Here is a 12,053-nt window from a genome sequence, read left to right as displayed (position 1 = left end):
AATTAGTGTATAATTTCATAATGCCTCGAATTTGATTGTTTAGGATTGTAAGCGGACGTACTTTAAGGAGTCCAATCAACTATTCAAACGTTTCGAGAGCAGGGCCAGAGTACCTTGATCTCCGCGGTTGCTAAACCAATCCTTCGACGGTCGCTCACGCCCGCGCTCTTTACTCTTGAAGTAAAGAGCTACTCTCTTATCCGACATTATATAAAATTTTAAACTTACAATCCTTCGCGCCAAAAGACGCGCTCAGGACGACGCAGAGTATCCCTGTTCTTCATACTGACTCTATTTTATTTCATGCCAATCTTGTAAAATTGGTGCTGATCAAATATAACCCAAACAAAATTTAGCAGAGAATCAATACTATGGAACAATTGAGTTGGAAGGAAAAGCAGTTACAACGCGCAAGAAAGGGAATAAAAGCATTATTGGTAAGATGGTTTCGTGTCGAAGTAAAAGGGCAATATCAGCCAGCCCCTAATTCGGTCATTATTGCCAATAGAACCTCGGTTATTGATGTCTTGCTGCTTTCCGTTTTTTTACCTGAACGGCTGACTGTTGCCATTCACCCTGGAATGTTTAAGAAACTGTGGGTGAAATTATTGATGCTCTTTGCCGAAGTCATTGTCATTGACCCTTCAAGCACCCTGGCAACTAAAAGCCTGATTCGAGCCATACGTGCGGGTAAACGCTGTGTTATTTTTCCGCAAGGCTTACGGCAATATGAAGACAGTTTAAAAGTATTTGATGGACCTGGTTTTATTTTACAAAAAGCCGGTGCTGAAGTAATTCCTGTCCGGATAGAAGGAGCCGAACACAGTATCTTTTCTATCAGCAAAAACAAACATCGCATTCGCCTGTTTCCTAAAATTACCCTTCATGTATTGCCTTCACAGCTTTTTATTCAGGCTGACCATGTGCCTGTGGACAGGGCGGCGGTGGCGATGCGCTTGTTTCGTTTAATCAGTGATTTGACGTTTGCTAACAATTTTCAACCCAATACCTTATTCAGCGCCCTTATAGACGGAGCTAATATTGGCAACAAAAATAAAGCCAAGATAGAAGACAGCAATCGCGCGCCCTTAAGTTACAAACAATTTATAGCGCGTTGCTTTATTTTAGGACGACAAATAAAAAAACAAACGGCCGCGGGAGAATATGTAGGGGTTATGATGCCTACTACTATAGCCGGTATGGTTACTTTTTTTGCATTGCAGGCGTACAGACGTATTCCGGCTATGCTTAATTTCAGTACCGGATTTTATAATCTGTTTTCTTCCTGTCATACAGCCGGTATCAAAACCATTTATACTTCCAGACAATTCGTGGCAACCGCCAAACTGGAACCCTTGATTGAAGAATTGCAGACAGCGGGGATTAATATCCGTTACCTGGAAGACTTTAAATCCTCTATCAATTTAGGGAATAAACTGTCTGGCCTGCTTAAAGGAGCCTTTCCTTCCCTGGCCTATAAAATGTTAGGGGAAAAAATCAGCGCGGAACAGACTGGCGTGGTTTTGTTTACCTCTGGTTCTGAAGGCGTGCCTAAAGGGGTGGCCTTAAGTCATGCGAATATGTTGGCTAATTGTTGTCAAATGTTATCGCGAGTTGATTTCTCATCCCGTGATGTCTTTTTTAATGCCCTGCCGATCTTCCATTGTTTTGGTTTGACAGCCGGTAGCGTACTTCCTCTGGTTAAAGGGATTAAGTGCTTTTTTTATCCATCACCTTTGCATTATAAAGTGATTCCCGGATTGGTTTATCAAAGCGGGGCTACCATTATGTTTGGAACAGATACCTTTCTAACCGGATACGCCAGAGCCGCTGAACGGCATGATTTCAGCAGTGTCCGCTATATTTTTGCCGGTGCTGAAAAAGTAAAACCGGAAACCATCAGGCATTGGACTGAAACTTTTGGGGTAAAAATTTATGAAGGTTATGGAGCTACAGAAGCTTCACCGGTGATTTCTTTAAATTGTCCTCTGGCTTCAAGGCCTGGAAGCGTAGGGTTAATATTGCCGCTTATGGAAAGTCGTATTGAGCCTGTTGAAGGAATAGCGGAAGGTGGACGTTTGTTCCTGCGTGGGCCTAATGTGATGCGTGGGTATATGAGTGCTGACAAGACTGGAACTATTAACCCTCCTTTTGATGGTTGGCATGATACAGGAGATATCGTGACCATGACTGCTGATGGTTTTATTACCATTGCGGGACGCGCAAAACGCTTTGCTAAAATTGCGGGTGAAATGGTGTCTCTGACCGCGGTAGAAGGCATTGCTGCGTCAATCTGGCCTGAAGTATTGCATGCTGCTGTTACCAGAAAATGCCCCAGGAAAGGGGAGCAAATCCTGTTGTTCAGCGAAGCGACTCATGCAGATAAGGCATTGTTTATTAAGAAAATTCAAGAGCAGGGTAATACAGAGCTATTAGTGCCTCATACTGTTTATCCGGGGAGTAAAATACCTGTTTTATCTTCAGGAAAGATTGATTATATTGGTTTGGAACAGCACTTGCTGAAAGAAGAACAAACTGCAGAAACGGTATAGTAGCCCGACTGCAAACGGGCTGCGAGCTGACTCTTCTGAACATCTTTACTACTCCCCGATCTACGTCGTCCTGAGCGCGTCTTTTTGCGCGAAGGATCTCCCGAAAGCGGCATGGTGCCAGTATTTGGAGATCCTTCGCGCAAAAAGACGCGCTCAGGACGACGTAGATCGGGGAATGGCCCAGGAGCCGTAGCCCGGTCTGCTTGCAGCCGGGAATGGAGGTAAATAGGTCAGTGGGATCTTGTCTCTTGCTCTCTGGTAGGGGTGACCTATTACGAATGGAGACTTCGTTAGAACTTCGGTTGTGAAGGAGCGTCAGTTCCCGGTTGCAAGCAACCGGGCTACATGAGATTCCCTACTTTTTTAATACATAACTGCCCGGTGCATCCATTATCGGCTGCAAGGGGAGTTGGTTTAAATCAGGAGCTGTGATAGTAGTACCTGATTGCGTTTTAAGCCATTTCAACCATTCTTCCCACCACGAACCGGCATGTTCCACAGATTGTTCCAGCCAATCCTCTGCGCTGGCTGTAGTGTCCTCATTGGTTCGATAACCGTATTTTTTTACATTAGGGGAATTAATTATCCCTGCTATATGCCCTGAACCACCCAAAACAAAACGTTTAGGCCCTTTCATCAATTGAAAACCGAGGTAAGTTGTCTTCCAGGGGGCGATATGATCTTTCTGGGTTGAGAGGAAAAAGGTCGGAATGTCAATTGTGGTGACATCTATTGGTGTATTATTCAGGCTGATTTTGCCGGGTTTTACCAGGTCATTGTGCAAATACATCCAGCGTAAATATTGGGAATGCATGGTGGCTGGCATATTGGTGGAATCGGAATTCCAATACAAAATATCAAAAGGTACCGGGTTCTTGCCACGTAAATAATTTTTAATAAAGAAGGACCAAATCAGATCATTGGCGCGTAATGAATTAAAGCTGGAAGCCATAAATTTACCATCCAGATACCCCTTGGAGTCCATTTCTGCCTCCAGTTTCTTAATCTGTTGCTCATCGATAAAGACAGAAATATCTCCTGGATCGCTGAAATCGATCATGGCTGCTAAAAAGGTAGCACTACGAATGGAATTATCTTTATGGGCTTTGTTGTAAGCGAGCAAGGTTGCAAGAAGGGTTCCGCCAATACAGAATCCCAGAGTATTAACCTGTTTTACCTTTAATTGTTTTTGGATGGCTGAAATAGCGGCCTTTGGCCCCTTATTTAAATAATCATAAAAATTCTTTTTCGCGAAGCGTTCATCCGGGTTAACCCAGGAAATGATAAATACCGTAATGCCCTGGCTAACCAGCCATTGGATTAGGGAATTATGAGGGCTTAGATCTAAAATATAATATTTGTTAATCCATGGCGGCACGATAAGCAGAGGGATGGATTTTACTTTAGCCGTTTGTGGCGTGTATTGAATGAGTTCCATCATGTCATTACGAAAGACTACCTTGCCTGGGGTTGTTGCTATGTTTACGCCCAGTTTGAATGCATCTGTATCGGTCATTTTAATATTCAAGCGGTTTGAATTGACTTCCAGATCGGAAAGCAGATTATGGAGGCCATGCAGTAAATTTTTACCGCTGCTTTGCAGGGTTTCTGCCATGAGCTGGGGATTGGTATGGACATAATTGGCAGGAGACAGGGCATCCAGATATTGTCTGGTAAAAAACTGCATCCGTTTTGCCAGAGTTTTGTCTTCATATTCCATTTTTTCCAATAAGGCATTCATATGCTGGTTGGCTAACAGATAATGTTGGCTGAGAAGATTAAAAAAAGGATTATTAAGCCAGTCTTCGCCACTGAACCGGTTATCCTCAATAGGCATGGGCTTGCCTTCCAGCCAATGTTTAAATTGGGATTGGGCCAGATTCATCGCATCCTCCCAATAACTGACCTGCATTTGCCACACTTTTTCAGGATTTTTTAAAATAACGGCAATTAAAGTCTGAAAATTTTCTGTCAAATCAATAAATTGAGATAAAAGTGCAGGAAGCTGCATAGGCTGTTCTTTTAAGTCGCTAATGATTTGCAAACTTTTCTCGGCCACAGCCTGCATCAAATCACCGAGTTCCTTGTCATGAGTCATCCTGTCTCCTGAAGATCAATAATCCAATATCTTATTTTTATGCCTTTACAACAATTTAGCAAGAGTTATTCAGGACGACATACATAGAACGGTTTCGTAAATCATGCTCTGTGCCGCAACAAAACTTCCTTTACAGTCGCGGCTTGGTTAAGAGCAGCTCATTCGGATGCCATGCTGTTCCTCCTGAACTTGCAGATCCTCATCCATGTCTAACAGATTCAATAAAGAACTACTGGCATTGGCAAAAGTACTGCCATAGGATTTGCTGCAACGTGACAGGACTCCATTGGTATCAATATCAGTACAGAGCGAATCATCATGAGTTTTAATCAGAGCAATCGCGTATTTTAATAGATAGTTGTAAGCTTCCTGTTGATTGACATTATGTGTTACGCCTTGCAAACAATAAGATAGTGTATCTTTATAATACGCAGGATCTTTACAGCGCGCCAAATCCAGATTATGGGCAATTGTTAAGATTCTATGGCAATAAGTACGGCATAACCGTTCTTGCTGGTCGGTATGTTGATTCAGCGCAGGATGACTGCCAATCCCTGACTCATAATCAGGTGCTCCCAGGTGCGTGACAATATGCACCAGCCTTTGTACCATTTTGTCTGAAGTACCTGATTTTTTTAAATAAACTGATAAATGGGTAGCAGATGTTTGTTTATACAACAAATACTGTTTGAGATCGTCTTTAAAAGAGAGTTCACTTTCCCTGCCTGTCACCCGAAAAACGGCTGCAATTCTCAAATACTCAATGTCTTCGTTGGTTAACTGAGCACAATAGTCTTTAAAACCCGCCTCCTTACTGTGTTGTGCAAAATAGTTAATTACCAGGGGAACATAAGTCATGACCCGATAACTATGCGCCAAACCATGATTGGGGCGGTGGATCGTGGTTCCTTTAAGTGTGATGCTATGCGGGGTATCCTTATAAGGCTTGCTTAAATGGTTCTCATAAGCATAGGCTAAAGCACTTAAAGACGCTTCATCCACTTTTTTGACTAACTGAGGACTGCGTACAATCTCAGCCATTAAACTTCCGTCAGCACATTGGGTATAAGCCAGTTGTTCTCCATGCGGTATAATGACTTCTCCTTCCCATTGTTGAATCATAGGATAAGGCATATTGCGTTCCATGATTCTGGTGCAAGTGCTTCCGGATTTATTGAACTGCTTGGCGCCCTCTTTAAAGAGACTGAAACTGGTAATTGATGGCATTGATATGGGTTTATTCAAACGTTTGTTAATCGTTGCCGCATCAAGCAATTCTCCTCTAACCAGTACTTCGGGGAGTTTACAGGGGACATAGCCTGAAGTAGTCGATTGCAAATATAATAACTTATTTGCCGCATCATTTACCAAACAACCTAAAATAAACAGAATTAACAGGTTGGCAGGTGTGTCACTGCTGTATGTAGTATCCATGGGCTCCCCACGGAACAAGCGGTTTTGATTGAAATAAATATTCGTGAAGCAATAGGATTGTAGGGCCATTTGAGAGGCCTTTGGCAAGTATTTGACGATAGGTTCCAGCTGATTATAAGAAGCGTGCTCAACGAATCCCAGTTTTTTTAAAGTTTTTCCTAATTTATCAATGAGTTCATCAGAAAGAACTAAATGACTTAAATTTGCATTTTTTAACGCGAATGTTACATTAAATTCACTCATTTCATCACAATGGATAAAATAGCCACAAAATGATTTATATTCTAATTTAATCCGTTGCGGATTCATGCGTGTGCATTGCAGTAAAAAAGCTTCAATCCTTAACGTTGATTGAGTTTTATCAAGAGGGCCATATTCCCACTTTCGTCCGCAATCTGAGATGAGCTGAGTTAAATCATAGCACTGCTGGGCATAATCGTTATCGTTTGGTAAATGTAATTTATGAATAGCAGTGTATTGTCGCAATGAATTGAGTAACTTTGTTTTCGCATATCGCGATTTTTCCGGGTCGCTGCAAGAAGCAAGTGCTTGCGCGTATACAGGTAAATGATGCTCAAGTTGAAAACCTGCTTCATGTAATTTTGCAAAAATCATCGGGAGGTCTTCAGCAATCTTTAATGCATGCATTTTTGACAAGGAGTCAAAGAGAGAGTTATTAAGCTCAGCGGTGTTCGTCAACCCCATTGAATAGTTAGCGATCAGCCATTTGGCCAAAGTATAATTGCCATAAAGTATGCATAAATAAGCCAAATTAGGGCCTTTGGGATCTTTATAATGAAGAAATGCAGGATCATTACGTACAATATCCTGGAATAGAAGGGGGCTAGCAAAGCGTAAGGATAGAAGCGCATTGCTCTCAACGATGTAGTGCTTACTCCAGTTAAAGCCATCTGTTGAATGCATCATGTTGATCTGGTGATTTTGCGGATTTATCCAGCTAACGAACAGGTAATATTGATTACTGGCAAGTATTGGTGATCCTTGAGTTTTGAATGCTGTGTATATTTTCTTATGCTTTGGATCAAAATTAGTCATGATATTAAGCCAATGATTTTCTGTACCTGTCCATGAAATGATGGTGTTGTTGGCAAATTTTATAATGGCCGGAGGGGATTCACTGGTTTCATCAAGGAGTTGATAGTTTTGCCAATGATCATTTTGATATGATTCTGTCTGTATTTTCCCTGTGCCTGATTGAGTCCAGATCGTCATTATCGTTTTATCAGATACAACTACAGATCCCTTAAATGGCTGTGCAGTGTAATGATCTGAGGTTGCTAATTGATTAAAAACCCATTGAAATTGTTGTAACATTTCGTTTGGACAAGAGGCATCGATGAGGCCATATCTTGAATCAAAAGCATGCCTTGCCTGAGCATTGTCATGCCGTTTATTGATCAATTGCTGTTTTTCATCCAGAGGGGCCAGGAAGCCGTCATGATCGGGTAAAAGGAGACGAGCTAGAAGGAGTCTCTTTAAATCCCAATAACTCAGGCTATTTTTCAGGCCTTGCCGCAGAGCGGATAAAATATATTGATAATATTTCATAATGCATCACCATCAAATAATTAAGTCATTATTTTAATCAAATTGACCAATTAAAGATTCGTGGTGATCTACGGATATTTATTAATATTTGCCAGGGCAAGATCATATCATTTTGAATAGATATTGAGACATGTTTATCGCCTAGCTGCTGTCATTCCCGCTTAGCTCCTGTCATTCCCGCGTAGGCGGGAATCCATTTTTCAAAGTGGTACCTCACTTTGTCTGTCAGATGGATCCCCGCCTGCGCGGGGACGACATAGTTGGGATTTGTGATGAGCAAAGTATGCGTTTGCCCTGATACACTTGTTGTGGCATTGGATATTTTTCTCATAATAAGGTACTATTCGCCTTTTGCCAGATATAGAACTAATTTAGTACTATATTTATACTATAGGGAATAAATCAGGATGCGTGTTCCTGATTGGTTTATCTTAAATTAAGACTTATTTGGTACTAGATTATTTGGTTGGGGGATGTTATGCTGCGCATCAGCAAATTGGCTGATTATGGAACAGTTGTGATGGTGTATCTTGCCAAGCACCCGAATGAATTATGTAATGCACGAGATATCGCCTTACATACCCATTTGGCAGTACCCACGGTCAGTAAAATTTTAAAGCGTTTAACCGGCGCAGGTCTTTTAACCTCTGTACGCGGAGTGACAGGGGGGTATCGCTTGCAACGGGCAGCTACTGAAATTTCAGTGTCTGAGATTATTTATGCATTGGAAGAACATCGCGGATTTACAGAATGCAGTTTGCAACCGAATGATTGTTCCTTGCAGGGAGTATGTACCATTCAGGGCAATTGGAGATTAATTAGCCGTGCTATAGAAACAGCACTTGACAGTGTCAGTCTGGAAGCATTGGCAAAACCAACTCTTCAGACAAGGGATGTGGAACGAGTTCGGCAATTAGCAAGTGGAGTTAATCGTGGCTAAAAGCAGTGAGCAAATTAATTCTCTGCTCGATAGAGAATATCAACACGGGTTTGTAACCGATATCGAAGTAGAAACCTTTCCACCTGGCCTGGACGAGGACGTTATCCGTCGCCTGTCAGCAATTAAAGGGGAACCTGAGTTTTTACTCGAATGGCGTTTAAAAGCATTCAGGCACTGGCTTACCATGCCGCATCCCGAATGGTCGAGCGTTCATTATCCGCTGGTGGATTATCAGGCCATTTCTTACTATTCCGCGCCCAAAAGCAAAAAAGATGCACCAAAAAGCCTGGATGAAGTCGATCCTGAATTATTAAGAACCTATGAAAAGCTGGGCATCCCTTTAAGGGAGCAGGAAATGCTGGCAGGTGTAGCTGTTGATGCAGTGTTTGATAGTGTTTCCGTAGCGACTACCTTTAAAGCCAAACTTGCTGAAAAAGGGGTCATCTTCTGTCCTTTTTCCGAAGCCGTACATAAATATCCTGAATTGTTAATGCAATATTTAGGTTCTGTTGTACCGTACCGGGATAATTTCTATGCTGCTTTAAATTCAGCGGTATTCAGTGACGGATCTTTTGTTTATATTCCCAAGGGCGTGCGTTGCCCTATGGAATTATCTACCTATTTCCGTATTAATGCGGCCTCAACCGGACAATTTGAGCGTACGCTTATTGTTGCCGATGCAGACAGCTATGTGTCTTATCTTGAGGGTTGTACCGCGCCAATGCGTGATGAAAACCAGTTGCATGCGGCAGTGGTTGAGCTGGTTGCTCTGGATGGTGCACAAATCAAGTACTCCACAGTACAAAACTGGTATCCGGGCGATAAAGACGGTAAAGGCGGTATTTATAATTTTGTGACCAAACGTGGTGCTTGCCGCGGCAAAGCCTCAAAAATATCCTGGACGCAAATAGAAACAGGATCGGCAATTACCTGGAAATACCCCAGTGTGGTGTTGCAAGGTGATGATTCTGTAGGTGAATTTTATTCTGTTGCTTTAACCAATAACCGCCAACAGGCAGATACTGGCACCAAGATGATTCATTTGGGTAAAAACACACGTTCCACCATTATCTCCAAAGGGATTAGTGCTGGCCGTGCCCATAACGCTTATCGTGGCCTGGTGCGTATTGCGCCAACTGCTACTAATGCGCGTAATTACACCCAATGTGACTCTATGTTAATGGGCAGCGAATGTTCAGCGCATACTTTTCCTTATATAGAGGTTAAAAACCCAACGGCGCAGGTAGAGCATGAGGCAACCACATCAAAAATCAGTGAAGAACAATTATTCTATTGCCAGCAACGCGGTATAGATACTGAAGATGCGGTATCCATGATAGTGAATGGTTTTTGTAAGCAGGTATTAAAAGAATTACCCATGGAATTTGCGGTGGAAGCCACTAAATTGTTAGGTATTAGTTTAGAAGGGGCAGTAGGTTAATATGTTAAAAATAAACGAGCTTAATGTTGCTATAAATGCACAATCCATTTTAAAGGGCATCAACCTTCAGGTAAATGCTGGAGAAGTACATGCCATTATGGGACCTAATGGTTCTGGTAAAAGTACTTTGTCAAAAGTTTTGGCCGGGCACCCTTCTTATGAAGTAACCAGCGGTGAAATTGACTATTTAGGTCAGGATTTGCTGCCTTTGTCGCCAGAAGAAAGGGCACAGGCGGGGATTTTCATGTCCTTCCAATATCCTGTTGAAATTCCTGGTGTGACGAACATTAATTTTCTTAAAGCTTCGGTCAATGCTGTGCGTAAAGGGCAGCAACGCAAGACTCTGGATGCCATAGAGTTTTTAAGTTTCATCCGTGAAAAATGCCAATTATTGGATATGGACGAGAGTTTTTTGTATCGCAGCATCAATGAAGGGTTTTCCGGTGGTGAAAAGAAACGTAATGAAATCCTGCAAATGGCTGCGTTAGAACCTAAACTGGCTGTTCTTGATGAAACCGATTCGGGTCTTGATATTGATGCCTTAAGAATTATTTCCCAGGGCGTGAATGCCATGCGTTCACCAGAACGCTCTATTATTTTGGTAACCCATTATCAGCGTTTACTGGATTATATTGAGCCTGACTTTATTCATGTTTTGGTCAATGGCCGTATTATTATGTCCGGTGACAAATCACTGGCCTTGGAATTAGAGAAGAAAGGATATAGCTGGCTTGAGGAAACGGAGCAGTTATGAACGAGATTCTGGAGTTTTATCAGCAGCAGGCTAAAGAACAGCTATCGACTCTGCCCTGGCTTGCACAGTTACAAACTAAAGCACTGGCTCATTTGAACCGCAGTGGTTTTCCCACGCGTCATGATGAGGAATGGAAATATACTTTGGTTGATGCTTTGCTAAAACAGCCTTTTACCTGGCAACGTGCGGCAACAGTTTCTGGTGATGGCTACCGTTCTGACATGCCCGTAAAGCAGCAATTAGTGATCCAAAATGGAATGGTTGTCGGTAACAATGAATGGATTAACCACTTGCCTGCCGGTGTATTAGTATTGCCTTTGGCTACCGCATTAACGACTCATGAAGCGTTAATCAAATCACACCTTGGGGAAGTATTGCAGCAGGAGCATGGTTTTCATGCGCTTAATACCGCCATGATTCACTGCGGTGTGTTGATTTATATTCCCAAAGGGGTGTGCCTTGAAGAGCCCATAGCACTTGTCCATGCTCAGGATCAAGAACACCAGGCAGTGCATCTGCGGCATTTGATTATTGCAGAAGCTGGAAGCCAGGCTACGGTTATTGAAGAATATCGCGGTGAAGAAGGCTGTTCGTATTTAACCAATACAGTGACTGAAGTGCTTACTGGTTCCAAGGCGCAATTAACCCATTATAAAATACAAAGGGAAAGTAAAGCGGCTTATCATATTGGGCATGTGTCAGTGAAGCAGGCTGCTCACAGCCAGTTTGCCAGTCATTCTCTGAGTCTCGGTGGAAAACTGGTACGTAGCGACCTCAGTTTTTATTTGCAGGAAGAACATGCTCATTGCCTGATGAATGGTATCTATGCTCCTGCAGAAGGGCAGCATGTGGATCACCATACAACTGTCCATCATTTGGTCCCCAATTGTTCCAGTGAACAGGACTATAAAGGCATTTTAACCGGGCGTTCACGTGCTGTATTCAACGGGAAAGTCATTGTTGCCAAAGACGCGCAACATACTGAGGCCAAACAGCAAAATAAAAATCTGCTGCTTTCTGCCAATGCGGAAATTGATACCAAACCGCAGTTAGAAATTTTTGCTGATGATGTGATTTGTTCTCATGGTGCGACTGTGGGGCAATTGGATGAAGACGCCTTATTTTATCTGGCCACTCGCGGTATCGGCAGGCTTGAAGCATCGCATTATTTAATTCATGCCTTTGCCCAGGATAATTTGCGCTTGATACCAAATCGTGAATTGGCTGATTGGCTGGGTACCTTATTAACGCAACAATTGGGGTGA

General features: G+C 42.5%; 7 protein-coding genes. 5 read left to right on the top strand and 2 right to left on the bottom strand.

The window, feature by feature from the left end; translation table 11 throughout:
* The first annotated feature begins 371 nt into the window (after positions 1-371).
* Entirely contained in the window at positions 372-2,552 is a 2,181-nt protein-coding gene (locus B094_RS0107860) for an AMP-binding protein (RefSeq protein ID WP_018577265.1), read from the top strand.
* Positions 2,553-2,907: 355 nt separating this feature from the next.
* On the opposite strand, the gene B094_RS0107855 is transcribed toward B094_RS0107860, so the two are convergent.
* Both B094_RS0107855 and B094_RS0107850 read right to left on the bottom strand, forming a co-directional pair.
* Positions 2,908-4,650 carry a PHA/PHB synthase family protein gene (locus B094_RS0107855; protein WP_018577264.1) on the bottom strand — a complete coding sequence of 581 codons (1,743 nt, stop codon included), beginning with the start codon at positions 4,648-4,650 and terminating at the stop codon, positions 2,908-2,910.
* A 147-nt stretch (positions 4,651-4,797) separates the two neighbouring features.
* Positions 4,798-7,653: a SidE phosphodiesterase domain-containing protein gene (locus tag B094_RS0107850; protein WP_018577263.1), complete on the bottom strand. Its 2,856-nt coding sequence runs from the start codon at positions 7,651-7,653 to the stop codon at positions 4,798-4,800.
* 478 nt (positions 7,654-8,131) lie between these two features.
* On the opposite strand from B094_RS0107850, the gene B094_RS0107840 reads away from it, so the two are divergent.
* From B094_RS0107840 to sufD, 4 genes are read left to right on the top strand one after another with little or no spacing between them, the layout of a single operon-like run.
* Entirely contained in the window at positions 8,132-8,593 is a 462-nt protein-coding gene (locus B094_RS0107840; protein WP_018577261.1) for an SUF system Fe-S cluster assembly regulator, read from the top strand.
* Entirely contained in the window at positions 8,586-10,034 is a 1,449-nt protein-coding gene (sufB, locus tag B094_RS0107835; RefSeq protein ID WP_018577260.1) for a Fe-S cluster assembly protein SufB, read from the top strand. The genes B094_RS0107840 and sufB overlap by 8 nt, the downstream gene beginning before the upstream one ends.
* A gap of 1 nt (position 10,035) precedes the next feature.
* On the top strand, positions 10,036-10,788 hold the full coding sequence (gene sufC, locus B094_RS0107830) for a Fe-S cluster assembly ATPase SufC (RefSeq protein ID WP_018577259.1): 753 nt from the start codon (positions 10,036-10,038) through the stop codon (positions 10,786-10,788).
* Positions 10,785-12,053, top strand: coding sequence for a Fe-S cluster assembly protein SufD (gene sufD / locus B094_RS0107825; protein WP_018577258.1), 1,269 nt, complete (start codon positions 10,785-10,787; stop codon positions 12,051-12,053). The genes sufC and sufD overlap by 4 nt, the downstream gene beginning before the upstream one ends.

This window comes from Legionella shakespearei DSM 23087 (assembly GCF_000373765.1).
Taxonomy (GTDB): domain Bacteria; phylum Pseudomonadota; class Gammaproteobacteria; order Legionellales; family Legionellaceae; genus Legionella; species Legionella shakespearei.
Note: the sequence above shows the minus strand (reverse complement) of the source record. Positions and strands in the feature narration are given on the sequence as shown.

What these genes read in the sequence shown, in the direction of transcription:
- B094_RS0107840 (WP_018577261.1), top strand. Translation starts at nt 8,132, where the DNA reads ATGCTGCGCATCAGCAAATTGGCTGATTATGGAACAGTTGTGATGGTG.
- B094_RS0107850 (WP_018577263.1), bottom strand. Translation starts at nt 7,653, where the DNA reads ATGAAATATTATCAATATATTTTATCCGCTCTGCGGCAAGGCCTGAAA.
- B094_RS0107860 (WP_018577265.1), top strand. Translation starts at nt 372, where the DNA reads ATGGAACAATTGAGTTGGAAGGAAAAGCAGTTACAACGCGCAAGAAAG.
- sufD (WP_018577258.1), top strand. Translation starts at nt 10,785, where the DNA reads ATGAACGAGATTCTGGAGTTTTATCAGCAGCAGGCTAAAGAACAGCTA.
- B094_RS0107855 (WP_018577264.1), bottom strand. Translation starts at nt 4,650, where the DNA reads ATGACTCATGACAAGGAACTCGGTGATTTGATGCAGGCTGTGGCCGAG.
- sufC (WP_018577259.1), top strand. Translation starts at nt 10,036, where the DNA reads ATGTTAAAAATAAACGAGCTTAATGTTGCTATAAATGCACAATCCATT.